We start from the raw sequence: 18,523 nt of genomic DNA, 5'->3' as shown, positions 1-18,523 counted from the left end.
CAAAATCGCCCGCTATAGGCTAATAGCGGGCGATTTTGTGCTGTCTGCAATCCACTAGAGAGGGGACTCTCCTATCGAGTGGGTTTGTTTTTAGTGGTCTCTCCAATATAGGAGGTTGTTGAAAACATTTTCGTTAATGCGTGTTCCGTTATTATAGGGATTTCCACCATTGGTGTGGATGGCAACACTGTAGTAGTCATTTGTATAGACAGGGGAGCCACTTTGGCCGTACGTGTCATTGCCGTAGTATAATTTTCGATCATAGGTTTGACGAATTTGATCACTGTGGCGCCATTGGGTTCCATAGGCTTTGTCCCTAGGATATCCACTGATTGTTTCCGCTGTACCGGTTAGGGAGCCGGGTTGCAAGCGAAGACCGAACCAACCGGTTGTGTATCCGATGTCGGAATTGATCTTGATAGCAGCGTAGTCATAGTTGGTATCTTCATTGGTTACCCAACCCAGTACCGAGTGGAAGGATTTTGCACTATAGGTACCATAGGGAGCATTGTTTCCGTCTCTACCCGGGGTGATGGTCGCCCAGGATGCCCACTTGTTGTTTCCTGTGTTGTAGACACAGTGACCAGCGGTGATAATGGTATCTGCACTGATAAACCAACCTGTGCAATCGCCAATATCACTAGAGATTTGTGCAATAGCACTGTAGGGAAAGGAGGTTGTAGGGTTGACTCGTATGCGGCCATCGGAGCCGATGATGGACTTAACCCCGATAAAGGGAGGATCATTTTTTACCGTATCTTTTTTGGTTACAATGGATGTTTGCTTGGCAAGAGCCTCACCGTTTCCTTTGTAACTGGAGGTAGTAGCTCCTCCATCCCGTTGCTTGCTGAATTCGTTACTAAAAGGTGCTGTTGGTGCAGTAATCGTACCATCATTAGAGATCATCGTGTCTGGCGACAGTTTGGACTTGGATGGAGCAGCTTCTGCGCTGGAGAGCCCTATCAGTGGTAAAGAGAGTGAGACGGCGACAACCAGACCAAGTAACGGGATTCGTAAACCTCTTTTGCGATTGATCACGTACGTGCCTCCCTTTTCTATTTTTCGTGAAAATTATAAACAGTAGGTTTTGTTTTGTCAATTATTTACTGGGAAAATTTTGCGTAACAGTTTCATTGTAATTCCGCTGCAAAACGATTACCCATTCAGGCTTACAACCCCCAAGAAGAGGGGATTAATTACGAGGTTGAAAGGATCCATTGCAGGGCTGTCGATTAACCTAATTTAAAAAATAGATGATGCGTAAATAGGTGTGTGACTATTTATCGCCATAATTTTTTTAAAAAAATAGTAAAAAACAAGAGAAGTAACCCTCCACCGGGATTCTTCTCTTGTCTTATTTATTATCTGAAACTTTTAGGCTGATCTTATTATAGATTACGAGCGGGAAAACCCAGCCCTTCAGGGTTGGGATGAAAGCGAGCGTCAGACGAGAGAGGGGAGATCTTCCCTCTCGCAAGGCTGACAATCCCCGTATATAATTAGATAAAGGGGAGGTAAACCCATGCACAAAGCGTTTAAATTTCGCTTGTATCCAACAAAGGAACAAACCATTCTCATCCATAAATCTATGGGATGTAGTCGTTTCACATTTAATCACTTTCTAGCCAGATGGAACGAATCCTGAAGGACTTCGTGTACTTGCGGTTGGGCAGACCGTCTAAGCTTGGAATCGATCCTGTCGGTAGATGGGAGCTCCCAAGAATCCCACTGCTTCAGCTGTGGGAGTGTCAAACATAACGAATCAATTTATCTAATGAATGTCGATGGTGTTCTCTTCCTTCCTCTCCTCGCCTCCCTAAGGTAACAATGGAAGGAATTTGTACATGATCGGATAACTCAAACAACTCGCGTACTTTATAGGGGTTAAATCCATACATCGGCGATGAATCATAACCAAGACTACGAATCGCTATCAGCAAATAGCCCAGGGCGATATTGGATTGAGCTACTCCCCATTGTCCACGTTGTTCTATGGTTTGCTCACCAAATATTTTTGGTATCGTATTCGTTAACCACGCCCTTGCATCCTCAGGCATGCTGGGATGGATAAACTCTTCCAGATTGGCGATGGCATCCTCCATATCACTCGTCACAACAATGGCAACCGGTGCACTCTCTACTTGCGGATGCTTATTCGCGATGTTATAAAGCTCCTGTTTGGTTTCTTTATTGGTAACCACGATAAATCTCCAAGGCTGAATATTCCACGCACTGGGTGCTAAGCGCGTTAAACGAATGATCTCCTCAATATCCTCTCTTGGTACAGGCTCTTGTAGATACGTGCGAATACTACAACGGGTTTCCATCGCTTGTTTAACTGACATCGCCATCTTTAGAATCTCCCCCTCTTCTTATCATTAAGGTTATGATTTACTAACCGTTTGTACATTACCGACCAGCTGTTTATAAATCACTTTCATTACATTTTCCTTTGACGGAATCGTGTAATTGGGTCGCATTTTGCCAGAGGCCACCTCATAGGCCATCTGATGAGAGGGCTCTACTACAATATCCCCATCTGCCTCTAATGTTTTGATATTTCGCTGGAGAGATTTTTTTCTCCACATTCTTTCGTTCATATTAGGAAAATAAATAATCGGTTCCGGATAGGCAAGAATCGCCGTAGTTAGTAAGTTATCACCCAACCCATTTGCGGCCTGGCCCATGGTGTTTGCTGTTGCAGGTAAAATGACCAATCCATCCGCCCATCTAGTTAACTCTACATGGCTGATCTCCTGGGAAAATTCCTGCTCATCGGTATATGCGCCTGCACATAGCAGATTAACTGTTTCTCGTGGAAGTAGGCGAGCAGCCGATGGGGTCATGATCACCTTTACTTCTTTAAAAAAATGAGCAAAGAGGGTCAAATAAGATGGAACGGCTAGCACGGATATCGATCCACCTATCCCCACCAACAAATTCTTTATTTTCAATTGATCGGTATCCATATGCTCTCACTCCATTATGAAATCAGGAAGGCTGCATCCCAATCAGCATCCTGTTTTTCACTTAGACTCATTAACGATAACCCGATCCCAGAAACACCTTCCAACAGCCCTGCTTTATTGAGCCCCCTTCCCCCCTCAAGATCCTGATAGCCAAAGGGTGACTCCCCTTGAAACATATCGATGATCTCCTTTGCCATCAATTCCGCATGTTTCACAAAAATTTCCTCACCTGTATCCTTCGCCATCCTCAGTAATATTTGGAGGATCCCACTTTTCCCATGACAAAAGGTTGCAGATTCAAGCTTGCTTAGTTCCTCCGGCCGCATGAAGCTCGATTTTACTGCTTGAATTGCCAGTTTCTTTAACTCTTCATCTCCTAATGCCATCCCAGCTAAATATAATGAACGAGCAACTCCTGGCGCACCATAACACCAAGCTTCCCGCGAAAAATATTTTTGCGAAGGCTTCCTTGAAACCTCCTCTTCAAAGCGAATGCGATCCGACCACAAAACACCATATCGATCCTGATAGGCTCGCTTAACTAACCAATCACTCATCCGTTGAATCGCTTCCAGCTGACCGTCCACTCGATAACCTCGGAGCGATGCTAAGGAGAGCAATACCAACGGCCCAGGAATACCATGGGCAAGTCCACAATTAAAATTCCCTTTTGGAAAAAGCTCCTTCTCTCTCTCCATAAATTGATACTGTTGAGGAATGTACCAACCAGGTACCGTATGATGATCTACTTCAATATCATGACTCACCTCTACGAGGTGGTGCAGGGTTTGCTCAAGTACATCGTTTAATTCATCATGATGAGGGTGATTCAATGCATAGCGTCCGATCCCGCTTAACCCAGAGATCACATCATACACCTTTGGACTAAGACCGACCTCTGATTTGCGCCGAGTGTTGTCCCCCTCGATAAATCGCTTCGTCTCCTGTGCAATTTTGCTATGGATCACCTTTAAAAAATTGCCGTACCGCTCCCCCTCCCTTGACGCCGCTTGACAAGCAAAGGCCACACCCGTCAAGCCGCCAAACAAGGATATACTGCCGATTCCATTCGACTCTAGCGCCCGTTGCATTTCTACAATATGAGCATGTCCCTTATAATCCCATTTCTGATCCGGCTCATACCGATCCCACTGGGAAAAAAAGAGGACGGTAGCGGGATACCCATGGGAAAGACTGGTATCCCCCCAGGGAGTTGCTCCCATCACAGATACATTATCGGGGCGCTCCACAATTTCTTTGATTTGAATTGGATCCACCAACCGCTCTGCTATCCTCTGGCTAATCTCTAATCCTTTATCGGCAATAGCTGACCTCACCCTGCGTCTGTGAATCACTTTATTCTCCATCCAACCCCTCCCCTTAAGCGCTTGATATTTTCGCATCCAGATAACTTTCTGCTTGTTTTGTAAACATATCTTTATATAGCCCGTTTAAATTTATCAGTTGATCATGGGAACCCATTTCCACGATCTGTCCTTGATCCATCACGATAATCCGATCCGCATAGCGTACAGAAGATAAACGATGAGTAATAAAAATACCGATTCGATCACGTACAAGATCCTTAAACTTCTCAAATACCTCATGTTCCGCCTGGGGATCCAAAAATGAGCTTGGTTCATCAAACAAACAAATATCTGCGTCCCTTAAGTAGGCTCTGGCAATCGCCACCCGTTGCCACTGCCCTCCAGATAACTGATGCCCATCTTTAAATAGCTTGCCGAGTTGTGTATCGAGTTTTTTAGGCAGTGAATGGACTAGAGAGGATAGCCCCCCCTTTTCAGCTGCCTTCATCAACGCTAAATCGTCATCGATTTTTTCTACATCCCCAAAACCAATATTGTGCCGCAAAGGCATCTCATACTGTACAAAATCTTGAAAAACGCCTCCGATTCTTCTGTTTACCTCATCTGAATCGTATTTACGGATTGACGTTCTATTGATCAAATACTCTCCAGTAAACTGGTTATACATTTGGGTGAGAATCTTAATCAGCGTCGATTTACCAGATCCATTTGGCCCTACAATCGCTAACGTTTCCCCTGCATGTAATTGCAAATTAATACCCTTTAGTACAGGCTTGTCCGTGTTCGGATATTGAAAAGATAAGTTTCGTAACTCCAATTGGGTGATGGGTGATTGTAAATGCTTTTTTCCCTCGATTAACTCAGCGGGAGATTCTACCTTCATATCTAAATAAGTGAACAATTGCTCCAAAAAGAGATTGTTTTGAAACAAGAGCATCACTTCTTGCGTTAAATTACGCGCCGTAGATAACGTCAGATTGATTGCTTGTAAATACCCCACTACGTTACCAATCATCAATTGCTTCATGTAAGCCGCTTTGAAGATAAAATGAATGACAATCATCACAGCCGTGTAGTTGATTCCGTAGTACAAAAAAGAGAGATTTCTTCTTTGTAAAGCAATTTCCTTATCCTCTGCAATAAAACTGCGATGAATTTTTTGATATTGATCGATTAGATAAGGACCCAGTTGATACAGCTTTACCTCTTTAAATGAGAGATCCCGGGTCATAATGTAGTTGATATACCAAAGCTCTCTTGTCTTTGGTGCTCTTTTCCATAAATATTTAAACTCTTTTTCTCCTAACTTCAAAAGGAGGGGAAAGAAAATGATAGGCACACCCAAGATCAATACCGCTGCCCACCAATGCCAAGCGAACAACACAAGTGCGGAGGAGACCAGTGTCACCCCTCCTGAGAGCACGGTCATCACCTGTTTAAATACTTGATAGACACGGATATTGGATTCATTTTGTACTCGTTTGATTTGATCCTGTACCTCATGATCTTCAAAGTCACTCAAATGTAGCGTGGACGCTTTTTGCATGACAAGTAAATCCACTTGGTACGATAGGGAAACCTCAAAGATACGATCCACATAAACACGTAAAATGTTGCAAAGCTCATTAAATACCATGACCCCACCTAATACGAGCATGGCATTAATCACGATGTGAAATCCGCTTCCCCAACTACTAACCAATTGATTGATCGCAAACTGGGAGGCAAGGATAAAAAATGTAGGAGCTACCCCCTGCAAAATCGTCAGCACAATAATTGAAACAAATTGCAGAGGATGAACACTCCATAGAATGGTAAAAATCCGCTTGATATAGGATGCTAATTTCACGAAGTTATAAATGGATACATTCTCTAGTTGGTTATCCCTATTCATGTTCCTCCTCCTTCCAACTACGTACTAACCAACTGCTTCCGTAAGTATTGCTGACTGTATAGAGCATGCCTTGCAAACGCCCTCGCCTTCATTTCTTTGCTGTTATCCCCCATTAATCGATTACAGGTCATGTGAAGCATACTTCCTAAGATTTTATGGGGATGATTCCAAAGGAGATTCTGCTCCTGTATTCTCTCCATTTGACTCTTAAATTCAGTGATGCCTTGATTCCGCTTATCTGCCAAACCCTTTATTATCTCTTGGTCCACCCCAAGTAATTGAGCCCACACAGGATTATGCAATGTACACTCAACAATCGCTCTTCGCCATAACTGAAATTCTTTTCGGTGTTCATCAGGCTGAACCATTTGATCGAGCCACAAGAGCCGGTCTTCAAAATTAAGACCATACTGCTCCATGAAGTCCAGCATATTCATGCTTGCAACAAACTCCTCTGGAAACTCAATTTTTCCAAAGCGAATTTGATTGACTAGATAGGCTACCAAGTCACTATCCGCTTCAAAAACACGCTCAGCATGGTGGATCAGTTGCGGGCCGCCATATCGTTCAAATTCGGGATCATAAGCATCGATGGTCAACTTTTGGATAAGCCCCTCTTCTACAAGTCTTTCCGCCCATGTATGAATGGTCGGAATCAAACTGGCTATAAGCCTCTCTGGTTCCCCAAAAAACCGTATCCGTAAATGATTATCTGGATCTCCATACCGCATGAAAAACCATCGCTGAACTAAGCCCTCCTCACGTGCATTCTTCACAAAATGAGAAAGTGGCCTAGAGATAAAATCGTTTTGCCTACTCTTTGCCATATAGACTTTGATATATAAACAATCACTCCCTGGAAGTTTGATGCGACTATTGCTAGCCAGCTTCTTCATCACAGGAGTAACAGGGGATGGGTGAGGTAGAGCTTCTCTCTTTTTGAGCGGGAAAACAAATTCACCAATATAATGGTGATGATCCGCATCAACAATCCAATCGTTATTCTGCTGATAAAAGGATTCTGATAAATGAACCCTTCCTTTATTCTCCACTGCTTTTATGATCTCTTTCCGATGGGCTGGGTGTTCTAGATCCAAAAGGAGACGTTGGTCCGTAGCCCCCATATAGACAAACCGTGGGACCATCCACTTTTTCAGCCAGTGATCAAAGGCGGTATTCCACTCCTCTACCGATGCCTCCTTCTTAAGTTCAAGTTGTCCCATCGATAACTTCCATTTTGCTGGAGACAAAATCGTTTTATCTACCTGTACTCGAGGTAAAAATGGAGAATCTCTTAATGTTCCCCATTCATAGGAGTGCCAAATTCGAACATTCTCTAAGGAAACTTCCCGCAAAAAACGGTAGACACCAGGGGACGATTGAAAATTCAACATATTATTGGCCGTAAAAGTAACTTCCTTGCCCAATGAAACAGACTTAAAATAAAGGCGTTCCAATGTTGCTCCTACGACAATATCCTCTAAAAATAGTTTCTTTTTATCACTAGCGTAATTGGTGCCAAGCACTAGCTCGTATTCTTGTAAACCAGGTGCTAGGGAGACATTGGCCGCCCTACCCCGAGTGGGAAAGTAGACACAGTCTGCTGTAATCACATCGGGTTGAGCATCGTTTATCTCCTTATGAGCCGCCTGTAATTTATTTTTTGTAAAGGGATCCAGAACGTCAAAAAACCTACCAAAGGTCTGTCCAGCAGAGCCAGATCCTGGATTTGGAGCGATCACAAGCGTAAACTCACCATCATCTACTGCCTTTGCACTTTTGGCTAGAACTTCTGTATATAGCTCCACCGTGGATGGAGCATCACGGTCATCAACCGAGGGAGGGATTATGTCCTTCAATGCCTTTGCATCTAATTGGACGACATACTGTCGGTTAAGAAGTGCCGTCTGCATCATCTCTAGCAAACGTTGTTCTCTTTCACTATTACGTGGTTCACTTATGGTTGAAGGTGCATCAGGATAATACTCCTCAGGACTTCCCAACCCACTTTCTTCGCTCAAAAGCTCCAAGATGGGAACTTCACGATCACGTCCATAACGATCTAAAAAACGATCCCGATACTTCTTTAAATGGGGTAAACCTTTCTCTGTCTGAGAAATTCGCCAAAGAATCGTTGCCGCCTTGGCAGCTTCATCAGCAACAGCTTGATTCAATGTCAATTCTCTATTTTTCAATCCTAGATCCACTTGGAGATACGCTTTTGTTTCATTGATGCTCTTCATTTTCTGAATCACATCAAGGTAAATCTCAATCCCTTCACCCATTGGAGAAGCATTGAAATCTTCAAGTAGCTGATCGATTTCTACTAATTGAAGGTACACATCGTGATACCGGGGAATATCTTTGATCTGATTGATGATGTAGTGAAAAGGATTGCTGATTGTGAGCGGAGGGCGCAATTCACTGATGAGAAATTCCTGCTTTAATAGTTGGAGGATGTACGTTCTAATTTGAACCGGATCAAAATTGGAGTAGTAGGAAGAAATCCGCGCGATTAATTCAGACAGAACAATCGGCTCTCTACTTGCTTTTAAAACTTGCAACGCTGCTTCATTTAATTGAATAGAAACTCGTTCTTTTTTTGATGTAATATTTGTCTGTCTTCCATAACCTGTTTGATAGGGTAGATACAACCGTCCACCTGACTTTGTGACCAATTGATTTTTATAAACCTTTATCTGTTGAATCCCTTCGATATCTTCCTCTAATTTTTCGATCAGTGTTAATAACCATTCCATATCCGGTCGTGCCCTTTTGATATGATTCTCTGAGGACTGCAATGAAATCGTTGTTCCTTCGCTAAGCTCACCAACCGTTACCCCTGCAAATAAACCAAAAGGTGTTGGCCGAGTACTCATTCTTGTAGCATATTTCAAAACACTGGCGACCACTTGTTTTGTTTTTCGTTGATGACTATCTCCTTCTAATTGCGAAAGATCTTCATATAGTGATGGACTAGCAATCGCAATACTCTCTATAAATGTCTTATCCATTGTTTTTAACAAAAGTTGTTGGAACGGCATGGTTTTATCGGTAGTTAATGCGTTAAATTTTTCGATTGGCCACGTTGGAGTACGAAGCATCCATGCATTAATCGGTTCATACATGCCGAGGACCTCCATTCATGATCAGTAGTGTTGATTGCCCAGAAGATATCTCCTCGGTTTCTGGGTAATCAACACTACTGATGAATGTTGTAATATTAATATAAAGGTATGAAGGGGGAATGCTCCCCCTTCATACCTCTTACTGCTTTATGAGCTTAACAGCACCAGCTTTCAAATGTTCCTTCGTCACAACCAGGAGTACAGATCAAACCAGATCCAGCTTGCACATCACCCTGTTTCACTTCTACGCTTTGAAGATCAAGATCAAATGGGTTAGCCATGTTACAAATCACTCCTTTAAATAATTTTTAATCACATTAACGTTAATGCATTTTCTATTATAGTGTAATTATTCCCTTTTACCTGAATTGACCCTTAATTTTACCTGAATTATATGTAAGATTTAATGATATTATATATATTTTTTCCATATATTATCATATAAGATCTTATAAACCATAAAAATTAATCATGATTATTCCTATAAAATAAGTACGTTTTTTATAAAATAAAAAAACAACAGATTATCCCTTATCAGGTAGGTCTGCTGTTTTCAACAACACAAGGTTAAGTAATCCATCAGGAAGCCGGGATCTCTCGTGAGGGAAGTTCAATGGTCATCTCTGTCCCCTTATTCAAATGGCTCCTCACGGAGATTTCACCATCATGCAGTTCAATCAGTTTCTTAGCAATCGCCATACCCAAACCCGTTCCATAGCTGGAATTTATCGAACTACGACCACGATAATAGCGCTGAAAGAGTGTAGATACCGTCTTTGCATCCATGCCCACCCCATCATCCCTGATCGATATCCTTAGCCCTGGATCAACTGAAGAAGGGGCTACATTTGTTTCAACCTTTAGCTCCACAATCACTTCTGTATCTGGTGGATTATGAACAAATGCATTCGTCAGGATATTAATCACTGCTCGCTTAAACCATTTGGGATCAACCGATGCCATCACATGGGTATCCTTAGGTAATTCCAGCCGAATATGAGATTCCTCTACATCCGCTTCACTTAGAACTTCAGCAACAATCATGCGTAGGGTTTCTTTCATGTCTCCTCTCTCCCGATTGAGCGATAAAGCTTCATTCTTCATCTGAAATGTGATATTCATATCCTCAATCAGGTGCTGAATATACTCTGTTTTTTGGATAACCAGCTCTAAATAATGCTCCATTTCCGCCGTTGACCAACGATATTCCCGGTGAGCATAGAGGTCTGCATACCCTTTTATCGTCGATAAGGGGGTTTTAAGATCGTGAGAGACACCTGCTAACCACTCATCCCTGGATTGATCCAGTCTACTTCGTTTCTCTTCTACCTCATTCAACTGAACACTTAATTTCTCCAATGCTTCCATCACTTCCTGATAAATGCGAAATCGTTTTTTTAACTGACCCGTTTGCGGATCCCTCACGTACTTGGCTCGAATACAGCCTCGATAATCTCCCCTGGATAAATCTTGTATCCACCTCAAGATCAATAGGAGAGGCTCACCTAACTTTCTACCAAATCGATAAGCAAAAAAAACAAACACACATAAGGAAGCAATGATAGAAGTAAAAAATAAAGCCGCAATCGTCAGGTTGGTCTTTTTTTCCTGATCATTCACCTCAGAAGCATGATTATATACCCAGGTTACGGGCTTACCATTTAATTTGCCAGTCAAATAGATTAGGGAAGAGCTATCCATATAAACAAACTTACCTGGTGTATAATTCTTCACTGTATCCTTTGGTCTTTCAAATTCGTAAATCTCCCGTCCCTTTTCGTCTAGAATTTGAACCCATCCACGTTGCTTATGGACTTGTCTTAATAAAGAAGTAGGAACATAAATTTTTCCATCCTTCCATTGGGTCGCATCCTTTAGGGTTCGGAGAAGAACATAGTTATTTTTTCTGCCCAATATCCACGTATACTCTTCTTTTTCGTGGTTTTTATTCCATACATGGATATTATAGCCCTTCCGACGCATCTCTTTTTTCAATTGCACCAAATCACTTGGGGAGTAGTTCACTGGTACATTTTTAGGTGCACGGTATCGCATTACTTCTTGACCACGACCATTTAATACCTGTGTCCATTCCTGATTGCGAGATAATTGCTCTTTCATTTTAGAGCTTATTTCTACACGGCCGTCGTTGCTTACAGTTGCTTCTGATGCCATTCTCCCCATCACTGCTTCTGGATCATTGGAAGGTTGTTGCTTACCTCCCTTTAACATCCCCGCACCATAATAAAAGAAGAGAAATAGCCCGATTAATATTAAAGAAAGAGTAACTACACCAGTTAAAAACTTTACCATTAAACGGTTTTCTAGTTTCATTGGGACCCTACCAGATTGCCGATGAATTTATAGCCCAAACCACGGATGGTGACGATATATTTGGGCTTTCTAACATCCGGCTCGATTTTTTTTCTGATCTTACCAATGTGAACCATCACGGTATTTTCGTAGCCAAAACTTTCTTCCCCCCATACCTGTCGATATAACTGGCCCATGCTAAAGATTTGGTGAGGATGTTTACATAGAAAAGCCAGCAGCTTAAATTCCTTGGCAGTACACGATATCTCCTCACCCTTTACAAACAATTGGCCTGTATTTTCAACCAACTTAAAATCACCAAAATCATAGGGTTGAGGGAAAATATCCTCCGCCGTTTGGGAAAGTTGATCTCGTTTTAATTGTGCTTTGATTTTAGCCACAATAATGAGCGGATTAAAAGGCTTTTCGATATAATCATCTGCTCCCATGTTATATCCCATCAGCTTATCCAAATCCGTTGTGCGAGCAGTGAGGAAGAAAATCGGAGAGTGGGTAATTTCTCGTAGTTTTTTACAAACTTCATACCCTTCCATGTCTGGTAACATCACATCTAAAAGAATCACATCCGGTTGATGCTTTGCACATATCTGAATAGCCTCATGCCCTGTCCCAGCCGTAAAAATTCGCTGAAAACCCTCTGAATGCAATGTTTTCGTCAGGAGCTGCAATATTTCCGGCTCATCATCGACAAGCAATAGATTCGTGTGATCCAACAAGATCATCCCCTAATTGAGACCATTCACCGCGACAGACTTCTCCAGATCATACATACTATATTCTCCTGGATCAAAAAGACTGTGGATTCGGTACCCTACTCCTTTTTGATTGATCAAATTTTTTGGATTTCCCGGATTTGCTTCGATCTTTTTCCGTAGGCGACGAATATGCACATAGACCGTATCCACATTAACAAACTTATCCTCGCCCCACACCACATCCAGGAGCTCCTCTGTACTTAAATAGTCCGGTGATCGCTCACATAAGGTTTTTAGCAATCGATATTCGATATTCGGAAGTGAAATCTCTACATCGCGATTGATAATGATATGGTTTTTTAAGTCAAATATGACATTGCGATTGATTGGTATCTTCTCTTGCTCATTATCTATTGGGGCTGTGGATATCACGGATCCTCGATACAAGTCTTTGATCAATTCGCTTACAACGTCGGTGTGATCTTGCCCTCCATTTAATAAGATAATAGGAACGCCATATTTTTGTGAAAGAGGAATAAGCGCCAAAAGGAAACTAGTATCCCTACTACTGGTATCTATCAAAACCGCAGAATACGGATTATTCTCTTGCAAAAAGTCAGGGGTTAGTGTACCAGGCGATTGTAAGTCGATTTTAATATCACTTTTCATGGTGTTTTCGATAACTAACTTCACCATGATTGGATTGTCCGAAATTAATAGAACGGATTTCATAATAACCCCCCACTATATTTTTATAGCTAGAAGAGCTACTCAATCCAATATTTAATAATCGCGCTTGATAAAGATCGTACTTGTAGAAACAACGAAGAGGATGAACGTACTTAAAATCCCCATAAAAAGCATAAATGGATTAATACTGGTTACCCACTCATGCTTAGGCATCATGGCCAGGAAGGGTTGTGACCATGGATACCAGGACCCTAAAAGACCTGAACCTGTCATGATCATAGAAGGAAGAATAAACACCACGTTTAATGTTAATGGAGTAGCAAAGTTTTTCCATAGTAACGAACACCCTAGCATTAATGCCATCAAAGGCAATGAAGCAAGCCACCCCTTGATCACTTTTGTAATTAGAATGCTCCAGGGCAGCGGGTCATTCAAACCATAAATCGTCCCAACGATAAGAAACCCACTCAATAGGCATAGTTGCGTCAGTAAAGTGAGTAAGGAAACTAAGAGGAATTTGCTACTATAAATCTGAAAGCGTGATACGGGTAAACAAAAGATTTGCTTCCACCCATTTGCCAAATGCTCATAACGACAAACAAAGGCAGCAAACACCCCTACAATCAGTGGGTAGAAAAACATCGTATACTTGTGCACTGTCAAACTAAAAAACCATAGCCAATCATTAGCACCCTCGCTCATTTCTGTTGGATTGCCAAAACCTATCCATAATGAAATCGCTGGCCCAAGGAGCAAGATACCGATAATCATGGACCAACGAATTTTATAAAATTCCGAACGCAAGTATCGAAGAGATACTAAGCTTTCCATTTTTCACTCACTTCTTCCTTATTATAATTCTCTTTTTGAAAAGTGGATTCCTCCAATTATTAGTAGAAAAACACCAATAATTACTCCAAATAAAGGCCATTGCATATATTCACCTTTATTTAAAGGGGAAGCCAAGGGAATATAGGCCCAGGGGAGAATATTAAAGAGCTTCACTGAAGAATAGGCGAGAAACAAACATAGCATCGCACCAATGATCCCGACGGTAATCGATAGGGCTTGGTTATGAAAAATCATGGAAATCCATAGTTGAAGAGCGAGCACAGGAATACCTGCTAAGCATGGATAGAAAAGTTGCTCGAGAACCAGTGACCATTTAATAGGACCTAAGGAAAAGAGGAGTCCCACAAGAAGCAACCCAATCAAAGTGAGAAAAACAAATCCAATAATGTAGATCAGTAGCAAGAAGAACTTACTTACATAGGTAGAAAACTTGTTAATCGGGAGGGAAAATATCACCTTCCATGAACTTGCATCATGTTCCATCCCGGCTACCATCGATGTCGCAATCGCAAATCCTAGGATCAACACAACAGGCCAGAAGTAATTGGCCTGAGCCATCAGACCTACCCAACCAAGGGGTTTTAGTATTTCTGGGCGTGTCATATAGTTCACAACTTGTAGCAAACTAAATCCGATGGGAGCAACGAGCAATAACCAGGGAATCCATGTCCCTTTTATTTTTCGTGCATCGGACAAAAGCAACCCCATCATAAACTCTGCTCCTTTCCAGTTAATTCGATAAAGATATTTTCAAGGGATTGACTAATTTTGTTCATCCCATATACCGAAAAGTCCCCTCGCACTAAATTTTCTACTACATCAGCTACTTTCTCCCGGGCCATCGGAGTAAAACAGACGCGCTCTTCGTCGATAAAGGGTTGCCATCCCAAACTTTCAAGGTAATTCTTTGCTTCAGTAGGCCGGCTTACTTCTAACTCAATTCTCCCTTTGGCTCGTTGTTTTAACACCTCAAGGGAATCTTGGAAAATCAATTGCCCACGAAAGATGATTCCCACCGAGGTTGCTACCTGTTCGATCTCCGAGAGTAAGTGGCTAGAAATTAATATGGTAACCCCTTGTTCCTCGGGCAATCGACTAATCAATTCTCGTATTTCGCGAATGCCCGCAGGATCCAGACCATTGGTTGGCTCATCCAGGATGAGTAATTGTGGTTTTGCAAGTAAAGCAACAGCGATACCCAGTCGTTGTTTCATTCCTAGTGAATAACCCTTCACTAAGCGATCCGCATCCTTAGTTAAACGGACCATTTGAAGAGCCTCTTCAATATTTTTTTTCGGTAGACCGAGTACCTGGGCGATCACTTTCAGGTTGTCACGGCCAGATAGATGACCATAATAAGTTGGAGATTCCACGAGGGAGCCAACCTGTCGTAAAATGTTTTTTCGATCCTCTTGGATATCTCTGCCAAAGATCGTGACCGATCCCTTGGTCGGTTTGGCCAATCCCAATAGCATCTTGATCGTCGTTGTTTTACCAGCACCGTTTGGCCCTAGAAATCCATATACTTCACCCTTGGCAACCTGAAGGTTTACATTGTTCACAGAGGCGTGGCCGCCATATTTTTTTGTTAAGCGCTCTGTCTGGATAATCATCTCAGTCACCGATTTCACTCCCTATCGTGGTTTACAGGGAATATCATATCGGACCCCTCATAAATCCATCCAAGATCCACCTTAAATCTACCTAAAATTTAACTGCAATCAGCGAGTGTGAATATGATAATGTATAGCCGACATTTTCGCTTAGAATCTTTAGCTCACAAACTCACAAGATTATCAGAAGAAAACATAATGAACATACGGTACGTTTAATATCCATCATTCAGGATGTATGGAGGATTGTGCACAAGAGCTTGCCATTAAAGAGAATGATAAAAAGAACTGGCCACTACACCTGACCTCTTTTTACTAAATCTGTTTGGTCAAATAAAAAGGTTGTGGCTAACCACAACCTTTAACAACCCAGGTACAAAACATAAGGTAATCCTCTTTCACCTGCTCTGTAGCTCAGTAGGTGCATCCCCTCTCACTTCATGCTAAACTTAAAGGAATGACTTTATTGGAGGACGTTACATGGCAGGTACCGATCAAATTTATATAAAATGGTATGCTTGTGATGAGCATGTCGAAGTTGTTCTCGACCAGCTTGTTGACGAAGTAGAAATTGCTCCTGACCTTAACCCATGTGAGCCAGATGAAGCAAAGACTGCAACCTGCCACTGGTGCGGGGGAACACCTGCCTATCGTCTTTCTGCTCACCCTAGTAACCCGTAAGGGGATGGGGTATCGAACACCACCGTTGGAGGGATCGAATGAGGATTCAATTGATCACCGTCGGCAAAATAAAGGAGAAGTATTTGCGGATGGGCGTAGAGGATTACATTCAGCGCATCACCCCCTACGCAAAAGTAGAAGTGACGGAGATCACAGAAGAGAAAGGACAGGAACCCCTATCCCCTGCTGAGATCGAGCAACTCGTCACCAAAGAAGGGGAGCGAATTCTCCGTGCACTCTCTTCAGATACCTATGCGATGGCCCTTGCCATCCAGGGAGTCGCTTTCTCTTCAGAGACCCTAGCCAATCACTTAAACCAATTAGCCACCTATGGACGAAGTAAAGTCGCCTTTATCATCGGTGGCTCCTATGGGCTCTCTAAAGCTGTATTACAGCGAGCCGATTATTCACTTTCTTTTTCCAAAATGACCTTTCCCCATCAGTTGATGCGTATGCTTCTCTTAGAGCAAGTGTATCGCTCCTTTAAGATTAATCGGGGAGAAACGTATCACAAGTGATGTACATACTTTAGAAACGTGACTTTTTATACTTGTCATCATTAGGGGTTTTCTATCCATTTATTTTGGTAGAAAGCCCCTCATACTACTTCATAAAAAAGCTGGAAACGATCGGACACTAACGTCCTTTCGATTCCAGCTTTTTATGGCGTGCGTGCTTTTTATCTATTAAGCGTATGCAGGGCGGACTTGAATCGTCTGTTCCCTTCCAGGGCCTACAGAGAAGATCGTCAGAGGAATCCCTGTCAAGTGGGTGATCCGCTCTACGTAATGCTGGGCGGCCATTGGCAGATCGGATAGGTTACGTACCCCTGTAATATCCTCCTGCCAACCTGGTAGCTCTTCAAATACCGGCTCGCACTCAGATAATACATCCAAGTTAGCAGGATAGTTTTCCAACACCCGTCCGCGATATCGATAAGCCGTACAGATCTTCACCGTATCGAGTCCCGTCAACACATCGATGGAATTAAGGGAAAGACCCGTGATTCCGCTCACTCGACGAGCATGGCGAACGACGACACTATCAAACCAGCCCACACGGCGAGGGCGGCCCGTGGTCGTCCCATACTCTCGACCCACTTCACGGATTTTCTTACCCACTTCATCTTTCAATTCCGTTGGGAAGGGGCCATCCCCTACTCGTGTCGTGTATGCCTTGGCTACACCAATCACCTGGTGGATCTTCGTGGGACCAACGCCAGAGCCGATACAGACCCCACCCGCAACCGGGTTGGATGAGGTAACAAAAGGATAGGTCCCTTGATCAATATCCAGCATCACACCCTGGGCCCCTTCAAAGAGAACGCGCTGTCCCTGATCGATAGCATCATTTAGCACTACTGAGGTATCCGTCACATAGGGTCGAAGCTGATCCGCTGCCTCTACATAAGGTTCATAGATCTCCTCGAAGGTAAAACCCTTGGTATCATACAGCTTCTCCAGTATCCGATTCTTCTCTTCGATGGTTTTCTGTAGCTTCTTTGCAAAGAGATCCCGATCCAACAGATCAGAGATACGAATGCCGGTACGAGCTGCTTTATCCATATAAGCAGGACCGATTCCTTTGCCTGTCGTCCCGATCTTGGATTTTCCTTTGCGGTTCTCCTCTGCCTTATCCAAACGAATATGGTAGGGCATGATCACATGGGCTCGGTCGGAGATGCGCAGGTTTTGGCTGGAGAATCCATGCGTCCGTAGATACTCCAGCTCCTCCAGCATCGCTTCTGGATGGAGCACCATCCCGTTCCCCAAAACACAAACCTTCTCCAGATAGAAGATTCCTGAGGGAATGAGATGAAGCTTATATCGCTTTCCACCAAATTCAATGGTGTGTCCTGCGTTATTTCCCCCTTGGTAGCGAGAAACAACCTCCGCTTTCTCCGCCAAATAATCCGTAATTTTCCCTTTACCCTCATCGCCCCACTGAGTTCCGACAACGACGACTGTCGACATCCTTCATTCCTCCTTCGCGGCAGGTGTTCGCGGTCATTCATCCTTTTACAGTCTAACGGGGAAAGAGGGAGATGTCAACGAAAAATCCGAACGATAAAATCAATCTATCTTTTTATTGTTCGGATTTATATGTATCTCCTTTTCGCTCCTCTAGTATTGCCTAATTAAATTAAACTTTTCCCTTATAATCTAGCGTATGCAAAGGCTCCCGCAGGATTTACCCTGCTTAGGCCTTTTGTCCCTCCATAAAAATATGGAAATTCGTTGCAGAACGAATGTCCATATTTAGCAAACCCTTGGTCTAGCGTAAAATGATACGGCCTAGATTAGTTGGGGAGCGTTAGTCATTCATATGCGACCGGCCTA

Annotated in this window: 16 protein-coding genes and 1 pseudogene; 3 read left to right on the top strand and 14 right to left on the bottom strand. The window is 42.8% G+C overall.

The window, feature by feature from the left end:
- Positions 1-90: 90 nt before the first annotated feature.
- On the bottom strand, positions 91-1,038 hold the full coding sequence (locus tag BLV90_RS12695) for a trypsin-like serine peptidase (RefSeq protein WP_091741677.1): 948 nt from the start codon (positions 1,036-1,038) through the stop codon (positions 91-93).
- Positions 1,039-1,522: 484 nt separating this feature from the next.
- Here BLV90_RS12695 and BLV90_RS12690 point away from each other — a divergent pair.
- A pseudogene (locus BLV90_RS12690) lies at positions 1,523-1,642 on the top strand (helix-turn-helix domain-containing protein); the annotation flags it as partial.
- 106 nt (positions 1,643-1,748) lie between these two features.
- On the opposite strand, the gene BLV90_RS12685 reads toward BLV90_RS12690, so the two are convergent.
- From BLV90_RS12685 to BLV90_RS12635, 12 genes are all read right to left on the bottom strand, one after another.
- Complete coding sequence (locus tag BLV90_RS12685; protein WP_177168052.1) at positions 1,749-2,351, bottom strand: nitroreductase family protein; 603 nt, start codon at positions 2,349-2,351, stop codon at positions 1,749-1,751.
- A gap of 33 nt (positions 2,352-2,384) precedes the next feature.
- Positions 2,385-2,969, bottom strand: a complete 585-nt coding sequence (locus tag BLV90_RS12680) for a flavoprotein (protein ID WP_091741671.1) — start codon at positions 2,967-2,969, stop codon at positions 2,385-2,387.
- Positions 2,970-2,983: 14 nt separating this feature from the next.
- The gene (locus BLV90_RS12675; RefSeq protein ID WP_177168051.1) at positions 2,984-4,336 is read right to left on the bottom strand and encodes a lanthionine synthetase C family protein; all 1,353 of its coding nucleotides are present in this window, start codon (positions 4,334-4,336) and stop codon (positions 2,984-2,986) included.
- 13 nt (positions 4,337-4,349) lie between these two features.
- Entirely contained in the window at positions 4,350-6,191 is a 1,842-nt protein-coding gene (locus tag BLV90_RS12670; protein WP_091741665.1) for an ABC transporter ATP-binding protein, read from the bottom strand.
- A 17-nt stretch (positions 6,192-6,208) separates the two neighbouring features.
- Positions 6,209-9,319, bottom strand: a complete 3,111-nt coding sequence (locus BLV90_RS12665) for a lantibiotic dehydratase (RefSeq protein ID WP_177168050.1) — start codon at positions 9,317-9,319, stop codon at positions 6,209-6,211.
- 155 nt (positions 9,320-9,474) lie between these two features.
- The gene (locus BLV90_RS16000) at positions 9,475-9,600 is read right to left on the bottom strand and encodes a gallidermin/nisin family lantibiotic (RefSeq protein WP_143035056.1); all 126 of its coding nucleotides are present in this window, start codon (positions 9,598-9,600) and stop codon (positions 9,475-9,477) included.
- 298 nt (positions 9,601-9,898) lie between these two features.
- On the bottom strand, positions 9,899-11,653 hold the full coding sequence (locus tag BLV90_RS12660) for a sensor histidine kinase (protein WP_091741659.1): 1,755 nt from the start codon (positions 11,651-11,653) through the stop codon (positions 9,899-9,901).
- Positions 11,650-12,375 carry a response regulator transcription factor gene (locus BLV90_RS12655; protein ID WP_342707324.1) on the bottom strand — a complete coding sequence of 242 codons (726 nt, stop codon included), beginning with the start codon at positions 12,373-12,375 and terminating at the stop codon, positions 11,650-11,652. Before BLV90_RS12655 ends, BLV90_RS12660 begins: the two co-directional genes overlap by 4 nt.
- A 3-nt stretch (positions 12,376-12,378) precedes the next feature.
- Positions 12,379-13,080, bottom strand: a complete 702-nt coding sequence (locus BLV90_RS12650) for a winged helix-turn-helix domain-containing protein (protein WP_091741653.1) — start codon at positions 13,078-13,080, stop codon at positions 12,379-12,381.
- Between the two features lie 51 nt (positions 13,081-13,131).
- Positions 13,132-13,869, bottom strand: coding sequence for an ABC transporter permease (locus BLV90_RS12645; protein WP_091741650.1), 738 nt, complete (start codon positions 13,867-13,869; stop codon positions 13,132-13,134).
- A 21-nt stretch (positions 13,870-13,890) separates the two neighbouring features.
- Positions 13,891-14,601, bottom strand: coding sequence for an ABC transporter permease (locus BLV90_RS12640; protein ID WP_091741647.1), 711 nt, complete (start codon positions 14,599-14,601; stop codon positions 13,891-13,893).
- Positions 14,598-15,503, bottom strand: coding sequence for an ABC transporter ATP-binding protein (locus BLV90_RS12635; RefSeq protein WP_342707326.1), 906 nt, complete (start codon positions 15,501-15,503; stop codon positions 14,598-14,600). The genes BLV90_RS12640 and BLV90_RS12635 overlap by 4 nt, the downstream gene beginning before the upstream one ends.
- A 480-nt stretch (positions 15,504-15,983) precedes the next feature.
- Here BLV90_RS12635 and BLV90_RS12630 point away from each other — a divergent pair, with 480 nt between their 5' ends.
- Together BLV90_RS12630 and rlmH are read left to right on the top strand one after the other, a co-directional pair.
- Positions 15,984-16,184: a CxxH/CxxC protein gene (locus BLV90_RS12630; RefSeq protein ID WP_091741641.1), complete on the top strand. Its 201-nt coding sequence runs from the start codon at positions 15,984-15,986 to the stop codon at positions 16,182-16,184.
- 38 nt (positions 16,185-16,222) lie between these two features.
- Positions 16,223-16,702: a 23S rRNA (pseudouridine(1915)-N(3))-methyltransferase RlmH gene (gene rlmH / locus BLV90_RS12625; protein WP_091741637.1), complete on the top strand. Its 480-nt coding sequence runs from the start codon at positions 16,223-16,225 to the stop codon at positions 16,700-16,702.
- A 168-nt stretch (positions 16,703-16,870) separates the two neighbouring features.
- Here rlmH and BLV90_RS12620 read toward each other — a convergent pair whose 3' ends face one another.
- The gene (locus tag BLV90_RS12620) at positions 16,871-18,157 is read right to left on the bottom strand and encodes an adenylosuccinate synthase (RefSeq protein WP_091741634.1); all 1,287 of its coding nucleotides are present in this window, start codon (positions 18,155-18,157) and stop codon (positions 16,871-16,873) included.
- Positions 18,158-18,523: the final 366 nt, after the last annotated feature.

Source organism: Marininema mesophilum, from assembly GCF_900106775.1.
GTDB classification, from domain to species: domain Bacteria; phylum Bacillota; class Bacilli; order Thermoactinomycetales; family DSM-45169; genus Marininema; species Marininema mesophilum.
Note: the sequence above shows the minus strand (reverse complement) of the source record. Positions and strands in the feature narration are given on the sequence as shown.

What these genes read in the sequence shown, in the direction of transcription:
- BLV90_RS12685 (WP_177168052.1), bottom strand. Translation starts at nt 2,351, where the DNA reads ATGGCGATGTCAGTTAAACAAGCGATGGAAACCCGTTGTAGTATTCGC.
- BLV90_RS12680 (WP_091741671.1), bottom strand. Translation starts at nt 2,969, where the DNA reads ATGGATACCGATCAATTGAAAATAAAGAATTTGTTGGTGGGGATAGGT.
- BLV90_RS12675 (WP_177168051.1), bottom strand. Translation starts at nt 4,336, where the DNA reads ATGGAGAATAAAGTGATTCACAGACGCAGGGTGAGGTCAGCTATTGCC.
- BLV90_RS12670 (WP_091741665.1), bottom strand. Translation starts at nt 6,191, where the DNA reads ATGAATAGGGATAACCAACTAGAGAATGTATCCATTTATAACTTCGTG.
- BLV90_RS12665 (WP_177168050.1), bottom strand. Translation starts at nt 9,319, where the DNA reads ATGTATGAACCGATTAATGCATGGATGCTTCGTACTCCAACGTGGCCA.
- BLV90_RS16000 (WP_143035056.1), bottom strand. Translation starts at nt 9,600, where the DNA reads ATGGCTAACCCATTTGATCTTGATCTTCAAAGCGTAGAAGTGAAACAG.
- BLV90_RS12660 (WP_091741659.1), bottom strand. Translation starts at nt 11,653, where the DNA reads ATGAAACTAGAAAACCGTTTAATGGTAAAGTTTTTAACTGGTGTAGTT.
- BLV90_RS12655 (WP_342707324.1), bottom strand. Translation starts at nt 12,375, where the DNA reads ATGATCTTGTTGGATCACACGAATCTATTGCTTGTCGATGATGAGCCG.
- BLV90_RS12650 (WP_091741653.1), bottom strand. Translation starts at nt 13,080, where the DNA reads ATGAAATCCGTTCTATTAATTTCGGACAATCCAATCATGGTGAAGTTA.
- BLV90_RS12645 (WP_091741650.1), bottom strand. Translation starts at nt 13,869, where the DNA reads ATGGAAAGCTTAGTATCTCTTCGATACTTGCGTTCGGAATTTTATAAA.
- BLV90_RS12640 (WP_091741647.1), bottom strand. Translation starts at nt 14,601, where the DNA reads ATGATGGGGTTGCTTTTGTCCGATGCACGAAAAATAAAAGGGACATGG.
- BLV90_RS12635 (WP_342707326.1), bottom strand. Translation starts at nt 15,503, where the DNA reads ATGATTATCCAGACAGAGCGCTTAACAAAAAAATATGGCGGCCACGCC.
- BLV90_RS12630 (WP_091741641.1), top strand. Translation starts at nt 15,984, where the DNA reads ATGGCAGGTACCGATCAAATTTATATAAAATGGTATGCTTGTGATGAG.
- rlmH (WP_091741637.1), top strand. Translation starts at nt 16,223, where the DNA reads ATGAGGATTCAATTGATCACCGTCGGCAAAATAAAGGAGAAGTATTTG.
- BLV90_RS12620 (WP_091741634.1), bottom strand. Translation starts at nt 18,157, where the DNA reads ATGTCGACAGTCGTCGTTGTCGGAACTCAGTGGGGCGATGAGGGTAAA.